Here is a 19,039-nt window from a genome sequence, read left to right on the forward strand (position 1 = left end):
CCGGGAGATAGAAAATGTTGAACGAAACTATTCGCCCATCAACCATTGGTGGCATCAAGCGTCTTGCCAAGCAAATAAAAAAAGCGAAAAGCGTACCTCATCACGAAGCATTAGATATTGCTGCTCGAAATGCTTTTTTTGAAAACTTTGCACATGCACGTAACCAGCTCGAAAGCTCATCGACTCTCAAGTCGGGCTACCCATTATTTTTTACTAGCTATTGGTATGATCGGCAACGCCGCAAAACGGGTCGAGAAGTATTAGAAATTGAGCTTTCAATACCTTTACTCGAATTAGCCACTAAAAATGAATTGAAAATTGCCAATTCGCTGGGAAGGTTTAGGCTGGCTACGCCGGATCTTTTTGTCCATGACGATGTTTGCTCCTCACAAGACGAAGCAATAGAGCTGATTTGTAAAGCGGTCAGAGTGTTAAGGTTTATCGAAGCCACGGGGTTAAAACCGAGCAGGGATCACACCGCGGCTTACCCGGATAGAGAGCATAACAACCGACTGCCTCAATCTGATCACGCCTCTCATTGGTATGATCCTGCTCTCGGGCAGTTTATCCTGGTTGATGAGCCTTATATTGATGCAATCGTTGATGGTAAACGAGCCGCATGGGCTAAAGAGCATAATTGGTACCTAAAGGCCTCAAAGTGGTCAGGTATGTATTATGGGTATACGGATTTAATGGTTGATGGGGCACCTTCACCCCACCAACCTGATACCTCCCTCAGATGGTTGATAGATCGACCCCGTAGTTGAGTTCCTCTGCGAAGTCCGGCAGTCCGTAACCGATGGTTTTCTTGTAGAACGGAGAGACCTTCGCAGTCGGGGCCTTCTTCTTGTGCTTCGTGGTGTAGAGCATTCGTGCCCGCATCACCTCAAAGGAATAACCACGCCCTTCACGGTTCTTGTCCTTGGCCAATCGGTTGATGGACTCCGTGTAAGCGTTGGTGACGGGAATATCCGTCTCGAAGTAGATCATGATCTCTTCGCGCCAGTTACACACCGCCCTGACCAGATCGCTCCAGACTTCCTTCTGGCCCTTCGGGATGGTGGCTATCCATTCGTCCAGGGCGGCTTCTGCCTGGGGCCGTGTGGTAGCATTCCAGATGCCGTAGAAGCGCTCCTTGTGCTCGTAGGCGGCCAGCAGTTGCGGGAATGCGCCTGTCCAGGTCTCCATGATGAGGCGCTCCCGGTCTGAGACTTCGTGAGCGCGTTTCAGCAGGATTTTCCGGTCTCCCTTAAGGGTTCGGCTCTGTGAGGGCTTCAGCTCCTTTCTGAGGCCCTTGCGCACCTTCTCCAGCGCATCGTTGGCCATACGCACCACATGGAACTTATCGACCACGATGCGGGCCTGTGGCAGCACCGCCTTGACCGCTGCCCGGTAGGGGTTCCACATGTCCATGCTGACGATCTCGACCTTCTGCCGGTCTTTGAGCTTCATCAGGTAGTTGGTCACCGCGTCCTGACGGCGGGTGGCCAGCAGGTCGAGCAGGGTTCGCTCCTCGATGTTGGTCAGGATGCAGCGGTAGCGCTTGTTCAGGTACAGCTCATCGATGCCCAGAATGCGAGGCGTCTCGAAGCGGTGCCAGCGCCCCAGGAACTCGACGCGGGCGTTAAAGATATCGCGTACCGTCTTCTCGTCCAAGCCGGTCTGCGCCGCCACGAAGGTGTAGGGGTGGTTGAAGGATTCCTTCTCCACGTACTCATGCAGCCGCAGCGTCATGCGGAAGCCATCCACCATCTCCGGTAGCTGGGGCCTGAAGGTGGTCTTGCAGGCCCGGCAGGTGTACCGACGGCGGACCACCCAAAGGGTGACCCGCTTGCCGTGAATGGGCAGATCCCGATAAGGAACATCACGCTTACCGAACCGCACGAGCTCACCCATCACGCCGCAGTCCTCGCAGGCGATTGGATCAGGCGCGTCCACTTGGAAGTGCATGTCTTCGTCGGTGTGTCGGCAGTCCAGTACTTGGTATGTTGACAAGTGGATTATGTTGGCAGAACCGATCACAATCAGTCAGCCCCTCTTGCGCGTAGCATCGAGCAGACTTTCTCGTATCTTTCCTATATTTGGAAGATTTATATCAGACAATGTTGCCATCCATAATCCATCAACAGTTAATCTTGTTATAGCTAAGTGATCATCCCCATCTGTCTGAAAATGTTTTCTTTGCATCTTGTTGAACCAGCTTGCCCAAATCGAACGAAGTTCTGATTCACCAATAGAAAGTACTGCTAAAGCCGTCCTTCTGTCATGCATTCCATCCCACGCTGAAGCCATTGAAAATTCAATATATGCACGTGTAAATGATCCGTACTCTTCAGGATCCTCAGCCATGTGTTGCTCTAAGTCTCTTTCAACTGAAAAAAGTAAATCATTGAACATTGCCAGTATTAAATCTTTTTTACAGGGGAAGTGATGCAAGAACCCGCCCTTTGTAACCCCAGCCATTTCAGATACACCCTGGACTGTCACTGCGGCCAAACCACGCTTGAGCGCAATAGAAACCCCTGCTTCTATAAGTTGCTTTTTTACAAGTTCTGGCTGTTTTTTCCTGCGATAGGATTCCATTGGCACCTCTTGGTATCTGTTAACTTTTTCTTCTTAATACGAAAATTAACGAAAATGTGGAGAGCTCGTGCCCCGTCCGCTGGTTAAACATGGGGATCGCTTGCCTACACAGTTTGCTGCGGCAGTCTATGCAGCAGGCGTCGGGTAGAAAGGATTGCAATAACTACGTAGAACAGGAATGCGGCGCCATGCAAACGCCCGAATAGCCATACACCGAGCTCGGTGGTCGCAGTTGCGTACTTTAGGAACATTCCGATCAGCAGGCCTGCCTATGTCAATCCTTCAAACAGGCAAACGATAGCGAAAAGCCGTCCTATCCCTTCTAGCTTCTTTATTCGATGACATGATTTCATTTGTGATTTACCTATACTTCTGGCTTAAACTTTGGGTTAAAAAAATCAAAAACTTCGTGTCAACTCACAAACGGCAATGCTCGACCTTCGACGAAACTTGCAAGCCCCAAGTTAGCTAATATGGCAAATACAAGCGAGCATATTAATATCGAAGCCGAAAACCAGATAACAACATTTCTTCTATTAGCTCCCGAAGCTATAGCAAAAGCCGAAGCAGCGTGAACTCCAATCAAGAACGGCCCAAGGAAAGCTAAACCAGGCACGCCGAATCGCTCAAAAATCACTCGCTTTCGAGATTTTTCATCCGCGACATCATCAACACCCTCAGATGGTGCTTTTTTGCGCCAGCGCTTAATCCAGGATTTTATTTTCTCTCCAGCATAAATCACTGGCAACAAGGTAATAAGGTTGCCCGCAAAGCCAACTAACGCCGCAGGCAACCAAGGTAAGCCAGCTAATACACCCAACGGGACGGCTAGCCATACTTCAAGTACAGGTGTCGCAGCTCCTATGAATACGCCCAAGTACAGCATTAACTCATTCATATTTGATCTTTCTCGTCAAAAAAAACGAACAATACCGTACGGACGGTATGTTTGCAAGAGGAAATCCTTTCAAGCAATCAGTTCTTCCGGTGTGGAGCAAGATCGAGCCGCGATGCACCTGACAAATCAACCAGATATTCCGGTTACCCTGTATTATCCAGGTATGTCGAGCCTGTTTATCGCAACAGATGCATCGACAGGCTACGATATTAGTGCCTTAATGGCGAAAATTGACAACATCCCCTCTCCACTAACGAAAGACAATTGGGACGGTACATCCGCCAACGGCCATGAGACCTTTTTCAGCCCCCTTTGTATTACCCCTCAGGATAAGAAAAGAGCCGTCGCGAAAGGTACCATATACCGAGCGTCAGGGAGTAAAACGCGACCCATGGTAAGTTGGGGCTCGTCGCATAACGAACGACGACCAAACGCCGTTATGCCGATTGAGTCTCATCAGTTTGTTGCACGACTGATAAAGGCTATTGAGCAGTCTGCTGCAAAGCCCATTGATGTTAATCGCCGGCTGTCATCGATCAAAAGTAAATTGGAAGATTGGTTCTTTTCTGAATATGAACAAGATATAACTGATACGTTTGAGCTGTTCTACTATAGTGGTATCGATGACGATGATCCGCTTGTTTTGCAAGCCTCTTCGTCGAAAGGGGTTATTCACCTGCTGCAAGCGTTGAAAATAAGGTTATCGGAGTCTTATGTTGATTGCGAGCCGTTACGAAAAATGATGGGGAAAATTGACACGTCCATTAAGCTCACCTCCAGTCTTCAATAACGATTATCGACAGAACGGTTTAGTTAAAGGCCGCTCACAACCAAACGTGGGTGGCGCTCTATCTACGAAGACAACTCACAACAATATTGTTCCAAAACCCGGGCTATGACGGGCGCGGTTTTTGCGGCGTCTTGGTATTGAACCACTGTTCAATCATTGCTTTTTGCGTCTCGATAACCGCGTTAAGTTGCACTGACTCATGCTTTAATGCCTGTTTTTCTTTTGTGAGCTCCGTGAGCGACGTTTGTAAGCTCTCCTGTTTGTCGTGGGCACCTTGTAGTTCGCTCGTTACGCCTGCAAACCGGGCTTCCAGTCGGTCGTACTGTTGTTTTAACTCGGATAGCCGAGCTTCCGAACTTCGACTTTCCTGGTATACGGCATCGTAGTGTCTCTTAAGCTCCGCCAATTGAGTTTCGAGTTGAGTATTGCGTTGCGTCAGCTCTGAATAACTGTGCTGCCGTGCAGTCAAGGTTTGCTCCAGCTCAGCGACCTCACTTTGCAGCCCCTGAACGTCTCGCTCGTAGCGCCGCTGCTCGTGCTCTCGTTGCTCACGGACCGAATCGCGATAGTGATTTAATGCTTCCCGGGCTTGTGTGTGTTTTTCTTCCAGAGACGCAATACGATCATCTTTTTCAGACAGGCGTTGTTTCTGTGAGGACAGATCGGATTGGAGTCGCTCATTCTCAACTTCCAGCTGATGGTTTATCTCTCGAAGTTGCTGCTGGTGCTGCTCGGCTTGTTGCAACGTTTGCATTAGCTCCTCAACATGCGTTTGCGTGGCCAGGAGCTCCTGACTTTGTTGCTCGAATCGCTCCTGCCAGGCATTCACCTGCTCGCTGTGCCGCTCCTCTTGCGCTTCCAGTGTCTGATTCGCCTCGGCTTTAAGGCGACTGGAGAGTTGGTTGACCAACGCGATAAGTTCATCACTCAACGACGCTGAGAGTGCCGTTTTGTCGTCATCGGTTTCCAACTCTTTTAAGTAACGGTGGATCGTTGTTTTTGAGCCGGTGTTGCCGAGTTCAATACGTACCGCATCAATCGACACTGATTCGCCCCGGGCGATTAACGCATTGCGCGCCTGCTCTACTGACTTTTTCGTAATACCGCCTCTGGCCATTATAGTTTCCCCGCAATTTCATACTGTAGTATGTACTATGTATTTACATACTAAACGATATTTTTATTTTGTCTAATTTTAAGTGTTTTTAAGAATAGATAATCTGAAATTATGATGGGTTAGACTGTTTCTTATTGATTTATCGGCTATTCTGATACGTAATAAACGAGAATAAGCGACTAAGCAGTACAGAGCACCGATGGTCAAACTGAGCCGTCAACTGTACTGAGCGAATGAGGACGCCATGAGTAATTTGGATCGCTATCTGCACGCTGCAACCCGGGAGAATACCCGGCGCAGTTATCAGTCGGCCATAGAGCACTTCGAGGCGCACTGGGGTGGTCGGCTGCCGGCGACGAGCGACCAAATCGCCCGATATCTGTCGGATCATGCCGGTGTGTTGGCGCACAATACGCTGAAGTTACGGCTGGCCGCGCTGGGACAATGGCATCAGTCTCAGGGATTTGTCGATCCCACCAAGTCGCCGTTGGTTCGTAAGGTGTTAAAAGGGATCCGCGAATTGCATCCGGCTCGTGTTAAGCAGGCTCGGCCCATGCAACTCGAAGCCCTGGAGCAAACCTGTGATTGGTTAGACCGTTGTCGCCAGGCAGTATCAACCATCAATGCCACGGCTCTCCGGGCCAGCCGGGATAAAGCGCTGCTGCTCATTGGATTTTGGCGAGGTTTCCGCAGTGATGAGATCGTCCGATTACGTATAGAGAACATTGATTTGGCGCCGGGTGAAGGCTTGTCGATCTACTTACCCCGCAGTAAATCCGACAGAAACAATCAGGGTCAGGCCTACCGTACACCGGCGTTGTCGAAACTCTGTCCAGTTCAAGCCTATCAGGATTGGTTAAACGATGCGGAGATCACTGAAGGCCCTGTGTTTCGGGGGATCAATCGATGGGGGCAAATGGCTTCGTTGCCCTTGAGTCCGACAAGTGTCTTACCCGTATTACGGCAACGCCTAAAAGAAGCGGGTGTGTTAGAGGCCGAGCAGTACAGCAGCCATTCTCTGCGACGCGGATTTGCCAACTGGGCGACCCAGCAAGGTTGGTCGCTGAATGAGTTGATGGAGTATGTCGGGTGGCGTGATATTCAGTCAGCCGTGCGGTATTTGGAGGCCTCTACTCCCTTTGAAACCATGCCATCCAATGCTGAAATTGTGCACCAGAATATGAGACTGACCGAAGCCACTCCCATTGTACTTACAGTTGAACTGCGCTTATTAAAACTTGATCACAAAACACGAGCAGAGCGAACCGTTCAAAAACGTCTCGAGCGGTTCGGCTTAAAGGCCTTCAGTGAGAACGTGGAGCAGATAGAGCCGCATGGTTATCGATTACAGTTGGCACCCGGGCATCAATCGGAGCTCGATACGGTGGTCGAAGAGCTACTGGATCGGCTGCATAGCATTGCCAGTGACGAGCGTTATTATCTGGAAGCGATGATCCGCGAGCCGGAAACGCAGCGCCAATGGGAATAACACAATGACAGGCGATACCGTTCCATGACACAACGACAGCAAACCGCATATCCGAAGCTGGAGGCGCACTTTACCTACGCCATCTTATCGACCCGGTATCACCCGACGGAAAATGAACGCCAATGGGCGGCGAGCATTTCACAGCCCATCGCCCGTTTAGGGTTCCTGGTGCAACTGAAACTGGTACAACGACTCGGTTACTTTCTGTCACCCTCGGAGGCACCCAGCCCCATCATTGAGCACATCCGAAAAGTCGCCGACATTCACGTAAAGCCCACTTCTAAGCAGTGGGCTAATTACCAGCGCTCGGGTACCCGGCAACGCCACATTACCCAGATCCGCCAACATCATGGGATCCGACGGTTTACCCAACATGAGCATGACTGGTTACGTCAGATTGCCGAAACCGCCGCGTTTACGAAAGAAGCCGTTACCGACATTGTCAACGTGATGCTCGAAGAGCTGGTTCATCACCGTTTTGAGTTACCCGGGCTCAGTGTCCTTGAGCGACAGGCACAGCAGAGTCGTCATCAGGTGAATGATCAGTTGTATACGGGGATAACGATAAAACTGAACACCGCGGCCAAAAAGCAGTTAGATCAGTTGCTATCGACGCAAGCCTCCTCAGGTACCTATAGTGACTGGCAACGACTTAAACGAGAGCCTAAAAAGCCCACCAACAAAGCCATCCGGAGTTATTTACATCACGTGAAATGGCTGCGGGCGCTGGAAACCCAAATGCCAACTTTGTCATTACCTACCGCCAAGTACCGGCAATTTATGTTGGAAGCCCGGGCATTAGACGCCAAAGAAATGCGCGACTTAAGGCCCAACAAACGATACGCGCTGGCCGTGATCTTGATCCGCAGTCAACACGGGCAGGCGCTGGATGATGTAGCTGAGCTATTTATTAAGCTTATACGAGGGCTGGAGAGACAGGCCCAAGACAACTTGCAAAGTTACATCTTGCAGCAACAGGCACAGACGAACGAGCTGATTGGTACCCTGCGCGATATGCTACTGGAAATGGATACGCCCGGCAGCGCCGCAGAGCGCCTTAAACGTCTCGATGACCGCGCGGGCCCGGATAAAGAAGCGCTGGTGGCAAAATGCGATGAGCACTTGGCTTACTCCGGCAATAATTACTACCCCTTTCTTTTGCGACCCTATCGTACTAAGCGGTCGCTGTTATTCAATTGCCTGTCCATACTGACGTTACGCAGCACCTCCAGCGACAAAACCACCGAACGTCTGATACGTTGCTTGTTATCGTTGCGCGATGTCCGTCAGGAGCACATTGATAAGCGCTATGTACTGGATGCCTTTGATGGTATCAAAGGCAGTAAATGGTTATCGACCGCTTGGCAAAAGCTGGTACTGGGGCCACCGAAGCGGGAAGACGATTTTATTACATTTCACCGCAAATATCTGGAGCTGTGTATTTTGCTCCACATTAAACAGGAACTGGCGTCTGTGGATCTGTATGTGGTCAACAGTGAGCAATACAAGGACTATCGCGAGGGGCTGGTTGATGATGCGACCTACGCCCGTGAATTACCACGCTATGCGCAGCAGGTCGAATTACCGCTGGAGAAACCCGGCGAACTCATTCAGCATTTGAAATCTAAGCTGGAGCGTCTGGCACAGCGAGTGGATGAGCGTTTTCCGGAGAATACCTACGCTCAGATCAAAGAGGGCCGGATCAGTTTAAAGCGATTATCAACACAGCGACCCGGAGCGGCCATTCAACGCGTGGACGATGCCATCAGTCAGCAACTGGAGCCGACCAGTATCGTCGACATCCTGGTGGACAGCGAACGTTGGTTAAACCTCAGCGACCTATTTTATCCTTTGTCCGGCCAACAAAGTAAAGTGGACGATCCGGCCAGACGTTTCGTTACCACACTGTTTTGTTACGGATGCAACTTAGGCCCCACACAAACAGCGCGCTCTATCAAGGGGATCAGCCCGAAGCAGGTTGCCTGGTTGAACTTAAAGCAAGTGACGGATGTTCGTCTGGATAAAGCCATTGCCAACGTCATCAATGCCTACAATCAATTCGATCTGCCGAGGTTCTGGGGCAGCGGACAACACGCATCAGTGGACGGAACGAAGTGGGAGCTCTATGAGCAGAACCTGATGTCCGAGTACCATATTCGCTATGGTGGCTACGGGGGAATCGGCTATTACCACGTATCCGATACCTACATCGCGTTATACAGTCACTTCCTGTCCTGCGGAGCTTACGAGGGCAACTACTTAATTGATGGTCTGCTGAAGAACCAATCCGAGATCCAGCCAGAATTTTTACATGGCGATACTCAGTCGCAAAGTTATCCAGTTTTCGGACTCTCGTACTTGTTGGGTATTCAATTGATGCCGCGGATCCGAAACATCCATGATTTAAATTTATTTCGCCCCGACAAAACCTGCCGCTATGAGCACATCGATCAACTGTTCTCCGGTAGCATTGATTTTGCGTTGATTGAGCAGCTGCTTCCCGACATGCTGAAAATCATTTTATCCATCAAACTGGGACGGATGCCTGCATCATCGTTGTTACGCCGGCTCGGCACATACAGTCGGAAGAATAAACTGTACTTTGCCTTCCGCGAGCTGGGTAAAGTGGTCCGAACGCTGTTTCTCCTGAATTACATTGATAATGTCGACTTACGGCAAGTTATACAGTCCGAGACCAACAAATCCGAAGAGTTTAATGGTTTTATAAAATGGTTGTTCTTCGGTGGTGACGGTGTGATCGCGCAAAACATTCGTCATGAGCAGAGCAAAATAGTGAAATACAATCATCTGGTGGCCAACATGGTCGTACTCTACAACACGGAGCGTATGACGCGAATTCTGAAGCAGCTCATGGAGGACGGTACAGAAATTACTGCGGACATTATTGCCGGGCTATCGCCTTACCGGACCGCACACATTAATCGTTTTGGTGATTACATACTGGATATGAGTCGGCAAGCACTGCGCCCGGATTATCGTATTGAGGTACTGACTAAGCCAAAAGATCACGAATAGCCAACTTGCTTTTGATGTCGCACTGCAAGGATGATCGCTTTAACGCCATCGTAACGGTAGAGTGCGACATAACCGCTTTGGCCAAAATCAATGAGCCATTCTCTGAATTCAATGGGCATATCATCCAGCGGGCGGCCAATTTCGGGTTGGCCAGCCAAAATAAGGACGTTCTGGCGAATGCTTTTGACGGCCTCACGGGCCACTATCGGATCTTTATCTCGCAAAAAATCATGCAGACGTTGCACATCCGCTAAAGCGGCCGGGGACCAAATTACTTGTGACACGTCGGCAACTCAGCATTGTCACCCAATTCAAGTTTGGCTAACCATTCATCGGCTTCCGCTGCCGTCAAATGCAAACCATTACGTTGGTATTCTTCCCAGGCACGACGCGCATCTTGCTTAAACACTTCACGTTTTTCTTCACGTTCAACATAATCCTGGATCGCCTGCCGCATGATCCAATGCGCTGAGCGATGACGAGCATCGGCTAGGTGCTGCACGCGTTTTTTCATATCGTCATTGAGTTTTACGGATGTTGCCATTTCTGACCTCTCGAAGTAATACTGGGTAATACTTTTTAATACTATACCAAAAATATCGAGCTAACCAGTAAATTTGAGCAATAACAAATCCATTTACTTGTGTCAATGGCCCGCTACCGCTATCGCGTATATAAGGCGCCTATATTTTCGTTATGCGATGTCACCCAAATGTTGCTACTCCAAATCCTACAACAAGCAATAGCACAAATAATATGGCCGCCAAACCAAACGCTTGAAGACCTCCTTGTTTGATTACACTAATGTGAGTAAGCATACCCAAAGCAGCCATCGCCACACATAGCAAATACGTTGCCACGCTTGATAAAATATCGATGAATGATGACGGTAATATTTCAAGCGAATTAATTACAATGACGCCAATGAATAAAAACGCGAACCAAGGAACCGTTATCCGTTTCTCAACAGCAGATACGTTCGAGCCTTGAAAACGAGACTTTGACCAGATAGCAACAATCAGTAGTACGGGGACCAGCAATACGACGCGGAACATCTTTTCTAAAACAGCAATATGTGCTGCTGATTCACTTATTGCATCTCCTGCAACAACCACTTGAGCGACCTCATGAATGGATACGCCAGCCCAAAGACCATACTGGTGATGCGTCAACGGCGCTAATTCCAACAACATTGGAAGCAGAAGCATTGATAGTGTGCCAAAGACGACCACTGTGCTAATGGCTGTCAAAACTTTGTGCGGCTTTGCATTAATGATCGGTTCGAATGCGGCGACAGCTGCCGCACCACAAATGGCACTTCCAGCTGCAACCAATAAGGATTGCTCGGTATCCAAACCAAACAGTCGTCTTCCGAGCCACACACCTACACATAGAATCGTTGCTACCATGATGACCGCACTGAGTACACCATATAATCCAATATCGGCAAACGCTTGAAACGTAATATTAAAGCCGTATAAGACGATCGCAGTTCGCAAGATAGTGCCTTTTGCTACGTTCAACCCAGACGTTAACCGAGATTTCCAAACGTTGGGTAAAGCGTGGCTTATCACTATGCCTAACGCAATACTTATTAGAAGCGGAGATATCGTTTCTAAAAAGAAAACTTGATGCTTTCCCCATAATACAGTGGCGGCTATGCCCATTGATGCGAGTAGCCCGGGAATTATATTTTTCATGCGATCCTCATCATTATTTTTTCCTAGTATTAAAATTATATTTCAAATAATATTGAATAAAACAAATTATTAATCGATAAAGATAAGTATTATTTATGATTAATTTGAGGCAACTATACATTTTTTCGGTGGTCGCAGAGTCTAATAGCCTGGCGTCAGCCAGTGAGCAATTGAATATGACGGCTGCAGCCGTCTCGTTAAGTCTAAAGGGGTTAGAGCATCAACTGAATACTCGTCTACTTCAGCGAGCGCCGGGCAGAAAGAGTACAGACAAAACTATCTTGTTGACATCAGAAGGAGTCTGGTTGAAGCAAAGAGCGCAAGATATCTTAGCGCTTGAAAAAAGCACTCAAATGTATTTTAAACAGCGACAGCAAACGGAGCCGACAGTGCTGAACATTGGCGCGAGTCAGACCGTTGGAAATTATTGGCTGCCCCGTTATATTCGGGACATCAAGCAACGCTATCCATGCTGCCAAATCAACGTTTTTATCGGTAACACTGATGAGGCTTTAGACCGTGTACAAACATTTCGTGACGATATTGCCCTAGTGGAAGGTCCAAATCACCATAGTGCATTGAAGAGCCGATGCTTTAAAAAAGATAGTCTCGTGCTTATCGCGCCATCAGACAACGAATTTGAGTCACTGCAAACTGCGCCTTGGCTGATCCGGGAACGAGGCTCTGCAACGCGAAAATATACCGAACAACTATGGGCTGAATTAGTCATCGAACCAAAAGATGTGACACAATTCAATACCAATGAAAGCATCATCCATTCTGTGGCATCAGGTGTCGGTATCGCTTATGTTCCTCGGATCACGACACCTCTTCTATTGGAGGCCGCTCTGGTAAAGGAGATACCTATAAATAACAATTGTTATCGCTCTTTGTTTATTGTGAAGCATAAGGAGCGGCACTCCGAGTTGGCTTGGATCGACAGAATAGTTTAGTCTGGTAATTACTACAAATCTAGCTATAAGCAATCTGAATAACTGCATTATGGAAGTAGAACGCTTCAGTTTGGCATATACTTCTCGAGAAGTGTTACTCAACTGAGAATCCTTTTTAATGGCGTTCTCTCGACTATATCATTCATTTGAGTAGTAACCACGTTTGCATCATTAAGGAATAAAAAAATGTGCTACCAAAAACCGACTATTTTTTTGAAGCCGTTAGCCATTGCCATTGCCATTCTGTTGGGTTTGCAGGCAAATGTAACGCATGCTGAGCAAGATAATAGTCAAAATTTCGACGACGGAGCGCAAGTTTATAAAAGTTATTGCGCAGCCTGTCATCAAATGGATGGATCAGGTGTTCCGGGTTCATTTCCTCCCCAAAAGGGTCATGCTGTCGAAATGTTTAATTTAGAAACAGGTATCACAGGAAGACAATATTTAGTCAAAGTTGTCAATTATGGATTGACTGGCTCGATTGAGGTAAATGGCATAGACTACAGTGGTAACATGCCGGCTTGGAAAGGAGCATTAAGCGATCAGCAAATTGCCGATGTGTTAAATTTTATTGTCACGTCGTTTGGAAATGATAACCAACTTCAAAAACCGTTCTTGCCGTATACTGCTAATGAAATCAACGCAATAGCAAACGAAGACATATCAGGAACTGATGTTTACAGGCTACGATTAAGTATGATCGGGCAAAAACCACCGAACCCCGCTAATAAAGTTTCTGATAAATCCGATGCACTAACGTTAGATGAAGCGCTGTCATCACCCATCTACATAGCAGCTCAAAACAGTAGCCAAATAGAAAGACTCCCATCACTACAAGTATGGGAGGGAGTGAAAGGCGCACATTATGATGCGATCACGCCCGATGGAAGTCGTCTATTAGTCTCGGGTTTTAAGACAGGTCAAGTTTATATAGTTGATACTGGTTCTGGTAAAATCTTGGCCAATCTGGCAGCAGGAGATATAGCACAAGGTGTTAAAATTTCACCAAATGGAAAACTAGGGTTTGCGGTTGTTCCTAAAAAGCATTCTGTAACAGTGATTGATATGGAAAAAATGACGGTTATAAAACAAATAAAAGTTGGCAAGGAGCCTCACAACACAGTTTTCAACGCTGATGGGAGCAAGGCTTTCGTTACTCTGCAGGGAGCGGGGGCTATTGCTGTCATTAATATGCAACACTTAATAAAAGAAAATGAGATATCGACACCTGGTATAAAAACACCGCATAACATTGATATAAGCCGAGATGATAAAAGGTTGTGGCTTAGAGATTTTACAGGAAAGGTTGGTGTATTAGATATCGCATCAGAGAAAATGCTTAAAGTATTCAAAGTCGGTACAGGACATGGAGGGATTGACGTAATTCCAAATAGCCACTTAGTAGTAACTGGGGCAATTTCAGATTCTATTATATCGATAATTGATACAGAGAAACTTAAACTGGTTAATACGATAGAAGTTGGTGCGGGACCACATGGTGTGAGAGCAAGCGCTGATGGTCGATTTATTTTTGTATCAGTAACTGGCGAAAACAAGATCACGATTATCGACAGCACAACCTTAACCGTAGTGCGAGAGCAGCCAATAAATGGTCGTTTCCCATTTTGGATAGCTGTGCAAGGAAACCCGTGATTTGGGGGGGGGGGTGACGGCTCCCCACGAAAAAAATCCACAAGACCGATGAGTTTGGATCTGTCATATAATTGAAATTTCATCGATAAAATTGTGTTAGTTCAAGGAAAAAGTCAATTTGCCGACATTATTGCCCAGCTATCGCCTTACTGGGCTGCTCCCCGATTATCATCTTAAGTTACTGATGGCTGAGCCTAGACTAAGCGAGTAGACTCTCAATTATCTAAGAATTCCTCCCCATATTTCGTTCGGGTAGCTTACTGATAGCGGCAGTGGATAATAGCAACAACAACGTTGATATCATTAAACACGCAATGAGTCCCCATTGCTGATACACCCAGCCGGATAAAATGGTGCCCAAGAGACGTCCTGCGGCATTGGCCATGTAGTAAAAACCAACGTCCAAAGACACACCATCGGCGCGTGAGTATGAGACGATAAGATAGCTGTGCAACGATGAATTAATGGCAAATAGAATGCCAAACAGTCCCAAGCCAATCATAATGCTCTGGGCAACCGGTAAGTTTTGCCATAGTGCCAGCCCTAGCGCAAGCGGACTCAGGGTCAATAATGCATTCCATATTACGGTTTGAGTTTTAGGAACTTCCTTGCTACTTCTGGTGAGCTTTGGCGCAATGCTCTGCACAACCCCGTAGCCAATAACCCACAGGGCTAAAAAGCTGCCGATTTGCCACTGATTCCAGTCCAGTTGGCTGGCCAAAAATACGGGTAACGCCACCACAAACCAGACATCGCGAGCGCCGAAGAGTAGAAAGCGTGCGCCCGATAAAATATTAATCGGGCGGCTTTTGGACAACATGTAGCTAAATTTCGGCTTGAACTTTGCCTTGCCCGATTCCTTGTTCAGGAAAACCAAACTGGCGACCCAAACCACGAACAGCATGACTGCCATCGCCAACACTGCGCCCTGAAAGCCGATTAACGTTAGCAACAAACCACCGAGAAAGAAACCAACGCCTTTTAGTGTGTTTTTCGATCCGGTGAGTATCGCAACCCACTTATACAGCTGACTTTGCTGGTCGTCTGGTACCAGTAACTTAATCGTGCTTTTGGCGCTCATTTTATTGAGATCTTTAGCAATACCGGATAATGCCTGAGCTGCCATGACCCAAATGACGGTGAGCATTGACGCCGGCACCAGCAGCATGGCGAGCGCCACAATTTGGATGCCCAGCCCAATGTTCATCGTGCGGTTTAAACCCCAACGGGCGCCTAGCCAACCACCAAAGAGGTTAGTGACAATGCCGAAAAACTCGTAGAACAAGAACAACATTGCCACTTCCAGCGCACTGTAACCGAGCTGGTGGAAGTGCAGCACCACCAGCATACGTAGTGCACCGTCAGTCAGGGTAAACGCCCAATAATTGCCTGTAACAATGAGGTACTGGCGGATCGCAGGCGATAGATTACTGAGCATTAGCCGACCTTCTTGACCAGTTCGACCGCCCGGTTAGCATAGCCCCACTCGTTGTCGTACCACGCATAAATTTTTACATGCGTGCCATTAATAACCTTGGTCGACATCGCATCAACAATACTCGAGCGCGGGTCAGTTTTATAATCGATGGATACCAACGGACGCTCTTCGTAACCAAGAATGCCCGCCAAATAACCCTCTGCGGCATCTCGCAGCCAGCCATTAATTTCATCAACCGATGTCGCATTCTCGACCTCAAAGGCACAGTCAGTTAATGATGCATTGGCAAGCGGTACACGCACAGCGTGGCCGTCAATTTTGTCCTTAAGTTCCGGGAAGATTTCGACAATAGCTGTCGCTGAGCCAGTGGACGTTGGGATTAAGCTCATGCCACAGGCGCGCGCCCGGCGTAAATCCTTGTGCGGTGTATCCAAAATACTCTGGGTATTGGTTAAGTCATGAATGGTCGTGATCGATGCGTGTTTGATGCCTATTTTGTCCTGTAACACTTTCACCACCGGAGCCAGACAGTTAGTGGTGCAGGAGGCGGCTGTGACGATTTGATGCTTGTTCGGGTCATAGAGATGATCGTTAACGCCCATGACTATGTTTAAAGCACCGGATTCTTTAACCGGTGCCGATACGACGACACGTTTTACACCCTGTGCCAGATAGTCATTGAGCACCTTTACGGTTTTCATTTTACCGGAAGCTTCTAACACCACGTCACACCCGCTCCAATCAGTTTCTGCAATGGCTTTGTGCTGACTGAATACAATGCGTTCATCACCAATTTGAATAGCATGTTCTGTGCCCTCGGCCTCATAGCCCCAGCGACCATGCACAGAGTCAAAATTCAGCAAGTGCGCAAATGTAGCCGCATCGGCACCGGGATCATTGACCTGAACAACCGTCAGTTCAGGATTATCCCACGCCGCACGTAACGCTAAACGTCCAATACGTCCTAACCCATTAATTCCAACTTTAATCGTCATAAATGACTCCTTAATTTTGACTGAACCAGTGGCGTGTGCGGTTAGCAAACCAAACTAACGAGAGCATCACCGGCACTTCGACTAACACCCCCACCACTGTGGCTAATGCGGCGCCGGATTGCAGTCCAAACAGAGAAATGGCTACGGCAACAGCCAGCTCGAAGAAGTTCGAGGTACCAATTAAACAGGCTGGTGCCGCGATGCGGTGAGGTAATTTAATCAACAACGCAATGAGAAACGTAACGGCAAAAATGCCATAAGTTTGTATCAGCAACGGCGTTGCTATCATGGCGATGTCTAAGGGACGCGTTAGTAACACTTCTGCCTGAAAGCCAAACAACAACACCACGGTGAGCAGTAACCCGACAATGGACCAAGGCTTCAAGCGAGCATCAAAGGCCTGTAGTGCCGATTCGACATTATGCTGCTGCCTCGTGGCTTTGCGTTTAAGCTTTTTGCGCGTTAACAACCCGGCAACAAGGGGCGCAACGACGTATAGGGCAACACTTAACAGCAGAGTTTGCCAGGGTACGACAATGTCGGTAATGCCAAGTAGCAGCGCCGCAATGGGAGCGAAGGCGAAAATCATAATGACATCGTTGACCGACACTTGTACCAGTGTATAACTGGCATCGCCTTTGGTCAGCTGGCTCCAGATAAACACCATGGCTGTACAGGGCGCAACCCCCAGTAAAATCACACCCGCCAGATACTCATTGGCAGTTTCGGGATGGATAAAATCGGCAAAAACTCCCTTGAAAAACAGCCAACCAACCAGCGCCATAGTAAAGGGTTTTACCAACCAGTTAATGGCGACCGTTAGAATAAGTCCTTTGGGCTCTTTGGCTATTTGTGTAATTGACTCGAAATTTACCTGCACCATAACCGGATAAATCATCAGCCATATTAGTACCGCTATTATCAGGTTAACTTGTGCAAACTCGATACCTGACATGACTTCAAAAATTGACGGGAATACATTGCCTAGTAGCGTTCCTGCAATAATTGCCAAGGCCACCCAGACGGATAAGAAACGTTCAAACACACCCATTATCGACATCCTTAACCTGTTGAGGAATTAACGACGCGTGGTAAGTTGCTGTGGTTTTAATGATAGTTGCCATCCAGTCCTGCAAGGCAGGATTAATTCGATAGTACACCCAGCGCTGATTTTTTCGATCGGCCAGCAGCCCGTATTCTCGCAATTGCGCTAGATGCCGCGAAACCTTAGGTTGCGACATCTCGGTGGCATCGACAAACTGACAAACACATAATTCGCCATAGTGTTGCAACATCAAAATCATTTGTAGTCGCAGTGGGTCAGCCATAATTTTGAAGAACTCGTGAGGTGCATCAAACAGCTGCGGGCGGTCACTTTTCTTGCGTAAAATAAGTAACAGCATCTTTATACGCTCACTTAATTCATGCGCCGTTTTTCTAAATGCATCGGTTTTTTTGCTGGTTACCGGATCAGGAAAGTCCCAGGCAATGAAATGCTGGTCACCGCACAGCGTCTGACACTCTGTACGGGCGCGATCACAGAGGCTGATCACGTAGTCGTAGTTATTGAACTCAATGTCACTAATTGCTTTTGAACGCAGTCCCTCAGTTGCGACGCCCAGCTGCTTTAGGGCTGCTAAAGCAGCTGGCTCAGGTTGGGTAGGCTCAGTGCCGGCACTGGCAACCGCAAAGTCGGCCCCGGCAAACTGGCGAAAAATCGATTCAGCCATTAACGAACGGGCAGAATTCGCTGTACAAAGAAACAAAACCGATATTGATGAATTGCTTATCATCTCAGCTCCATACATATGAATCTACATATATATGATAGATCGAATATTTTATTCTTACAACCCCAACTAAGACTCCTTAATACACGCTCAATATTGAAGCTATAAACGTGGAAGATAACGGCCTTTCATTCGGTTTCTCCTAAAAATCGAGTGCTAGGCAGCGATTCCCGGGCCGCGACCGCCGTCAACCAAAACACATTACACATTACGAATCCAGCCGAGTGTTAACATACCCAAGATCGTCATGAGCAGTGAGCCCAGCATGTGGATGGATACGGCACCGATTGCTAAGGCAAACCGCCTCTGTTGCAGTAACGTGACGACCTCAGCGGAAAATGTTGAGAACGTGGTAAATCCACCGAGAAACCCGGTAATGACTATCAGCCGCCACTCCGTTGCCACCGCAGCCTGTGTGCTGAAAAAATTCAAAGCCATGCCGATAAAAAAGCCACCCAACAGATTTGCGGCAAGGGTGCCTAGAGGTATGGTGGAAGACATGGCATTGAGTTGTAGGCCAAGCAACCAGGGGAATAAGGCACCGGCCGAGGCTCCGGCGCAGATTGCAAGGATTGAGTACATTAGTGCGATCCCGAC

At 48.0% G+C, this 19,039-nt stretch carries 19 protein-coding genes and 1 pseudogene; 7 read left to right on the forward strand and 13 right to left on the reverse strand.

What is annotated here, in order from left to right; translation table 11 throughout:
- The first annotated feature begins 14 nt into the window (after positions 1-14).
- Positions 15-767: a hypothetical protein gene (locus tag DEU29_RS14040; protein WP_208107590.1), complete on the forward strand. Its 753-nt coding sequence runs from the start codon at positions 15-17 to the stop codon at positions 765-767.
- Here DEU29_RS14040 and DEU29_RS01445 read toward each other — a convergent pair.
- The 4 genes from DEU29_RS01445 to DEU29_RS01460 all read right to left on the reverse strand — a co-directional run bounded on the left by DEU29_RS01445 (position 736) and on the right by DEU29_RS01460 (position 3,481).
- Entirely contained in the window at positions 736-2,004 is a 1,269-nt protein-coding gene (locus DEU29_RS01445; RefSeq protein WP_371827786.1) for an ISL3 family transposase, read from the reverse strand. The two genes, DEU29_RS14040 and DEU29_RS01445, sit on opposite strands and share 32 nt — an antisense overlap.
- A gap of 24 nt (positions 2,005-2,028) precedes the next feature.
- Positions 2,029-2,583, reverse strand: coding sequence for a TetR/AcrR family transcriptional regulator (locus tag DEU29_RS01450; protein WP_068811892.1), 555 nt, complete (start codon positions 2,581-2,583; stop codon positions 2,029-2,031).
- Between the two features lie 104 nt (positions 2,584-2,687).
- Positions 2,688-2,846, reverse strand: a complete 159-nt coding sequence (locus DEU29_RS14250; protein WP_371827787.1) for a DUF3817 domain-containing protein — start codon at positions 2,844-2,846, stop codon at positions 2,688-2,690.
- Between the two features lie 149 nt (positions 2,847-2,995).
- Positions 2,996-3,481, reverse strand: a complete 486-nt coding sequence (locus DEU29_RS01460; RefSeq protein ID WP_068811893.1) for a small multi-drug export protein — start codon at positions 3,479-3,481, stop codon at positions 2,996-2,998.
- A gap of 112 nt (positions 3,482-3,593) precedes the next feature.
- On the opposite strand from DEU29_RS01460, the gene DEU29_RS01465 reads away from it, so the two are divergent.
- Entirely contained in the window at positions 3,594-4,271 is a 678-nt protein-coding gene (locus DEU29_RS01465; protein WP_133538453.1) for a DUF5623 domain-containing protein, read from the forward strand.
- Positions 4,272-4,374: 103 nt separating this feature from the next.
- Here the strand turns inward: DEU29_RS01465 and DEU29_RS01470 are convergent, their stop codons facing one another.
- Complete coding sequence (locus DEU29_RS01470) at positions 4,375-5,388, reverse strand: DNA-binding protein (protein ID WP_133538454.1); 1,014 nt, start codon at positions 5,386-5,388, stop codon at positions 4,375-4,377.
- Between the two features lie 244 nt (positions 5,389-5,632).
- Between DEU29_RS01470 and DEU29_RS01475 the strand changes: the two genes are divergently transcribed.
- Together DEU29_RS01475 and DEU29_RS01480 are read left to right on the forward strand one after the other, a co-directional pair.
- The gene (locus DEU29_RS01475; RefSeq protein WP_133538455.1) at positions 5,633-6,877 is read left to right on the forward strand and encodes a site-specific integrase; all 1,245 of its coding nucleotides are present in this window, start codon (positions 5,633-5,635) and stop codon (positions 6,875-6,877) included.
- Between the two features lie 24 nt (positions 6,878-6,901).
- On the forward strand, positions 6,902-9,913 hold the full coding sequence (locus DEU29_RS01480) for a Tn3 family transposase (protein WP_133538456.1): 3,012 nt from the start codon (positions 6,902-6,904) through the stop codon (positions 9,911-9,913).
- Here the strand turns inward: DEU29_RS01480 and DEU29_RS01485 are convergent.
- The 3 genes from DEU29_RS01485 to DEU29_RS01495 form a co-directional block, all read right to left on the reverse strand.
- Positions 9,904-10,197, reverse strand: a complete 294-nt coding sequence (locus DEU29_RS01485) for a type II toxin-antitoxin system RelE/ParE family toxin (RefSeq protein WP_133538457.1) — start codon at positions 10,195-10,197, stop codon at positions 9,904-9,906. The genes DEU29_RS01480 and DEU29_RS01485 overlap by 10 nt on opposite strands.
- Positions 10,185-10,457 carry a CopG family ribbon-helix-helix protein gene (locus DEU29_RS01490; protein ID WP_133538458.1) on the reverse strand — a complete coding sequence of 91 codons (273 nt, stop codon included), beginning with the start codon at positions 10,455-10,457 and terminating at the stop codon, positions 10,185-10,187. Before DEU29_RS01490 ends, DEU29_RS01485 begins: the two co-directional genes overlap by 13 nt.
- A gap of 160 nt (positions 10,458-10,617) precedes the next feature.
- Positions 10,618-11,613 carry a YeiH family protein gene (locus tag DEU29_RS01495; protein WP_133538459.1) on the reverse strand — a complete coding sequence of 332 codons (996 nt, stop codon included), beginning with the start codon at positions 11,611-11,613 and terminating at the stop codon, positions 10,618-10,620.
- Positions 11,614-11,708: 95 nt separating this feature from the next.
- Between DEU29_RS01495 and DEU29_RS14095 the strand changes: the two are divergent.
- The 3 genes and pseudogenes from DEU29_RS14095 to DEU29_RS01505 all read left to right on the forward strand — a co-directional run.
- Positions 11,709-11,900: pseudogene (locus DEU29_RS14095) on the forward strand (LysR family transcriptional regulator); the annotation flags it as partial.
- Between the two features lie 18 nt (positions 11,901-11,918).
- Positions 11,919-12,566 (forward strand): LysR substrate-binding domain-containing protein, encoded by a 648-nt coding sequence (locus tag DEU29_RS01500; protein ID WP_243734435.1) that lies wholly within the window; start codon positions 11,919-11,921, stop codon positions 12,564-12,566.
- A gap of 186 nt (positions 12,567-12,752) precedes the next feature.
- Positions 12,753-14,219: a c-type cytochrome gene (locus tag DEU29_RS01505; RefSeq protein ID WP_133538461.1), complete on the forward strand. Its 1,467-nt coding sequence runs from the start codon at positions 12,753-12,755 to the stop codon at positions 14,217-14,219.
- Positions 14,220-14,442: 223 nt separating this feature from the next.
- Here the strand turns inward: DEU29_RS01505 and arsJ are convergent, their stop codons facing one another.
- The 5 genes from arsJ to crcB form a co-directional block, all read right to left on the reverse strand.
- Positions 14,443-15,657, reverse strand: a complete 1,215-nt coding sequence (gene arsJ, locus DEU29_RS01510) for an organoarsenical effux MFS transporter ArsJ (RefSeq protein WP_133538462.1) — start codon at positions 15,655-15,657, stop codon at positions 14,443-14,445.
- Complete coding sequence (locus tag DEU29_RS01515; RefSeq protein WP_133538463.1) at positions 15,657-16,652, reverse strand: ArsJ-associated glyceraldehyde-3-phosphate dehydrogenase; 996 nt, start codon at positions 16,650-16,652, stop codon at positions 15,657-15,659. Before DEU29_RS01515 ends, arsJ begins: the two co-directional genes overlap by 1 nt.
- Positions 16,653-16,662: 10 nt before the next feature.
- Entirely contained in the window at positions 16,663-17,703 is a 1,041-nt protein-coding gene (arsB, locus tag DEU29_RS01520) for an ACR3 family arsenite efflux transporter (protein ID WP_133538464.1), read from the reverse strand.
- A complete protein-coding gene (locus DEU29_RS01525; protein ID WP_347813146.1) occupies positions 17,690-18,460 on the reverse strand; it encodes a metalloregulator ArsR/SmtB family transcription factor in 771 nt (256 codons plus the stop codon). The genes arsB and DEU29_RS01525 overlap by 14 nt, the downstream gene beginning before the upstream one ends.
- 183 nt (positions 18,461-18,643) lie before the next feature.
- Positions 18,644-19,024, reverse strand: coding sequence for a fluoride efflux transporter CrcB (gene crcB / locus DEU29_RS01530; RefSeq protein ID WP_133538466.1), 381 nt, complete (start codon positions 19,022-19,024; stop codon positions 18,644-18,646).
- Between the last annotated feature and the right edge of the window lie 15 nt (positions 19,025-19,039).

This window comes from Idiomarina aquatica (genome assembly GCF_004362895.1).
Classification (GTDB): domain Bacteria; phylum Pseudomonadota; class Gammaproteobacteria; order Enterobacterales; family Alteromonadaceae; genus Idiomarina.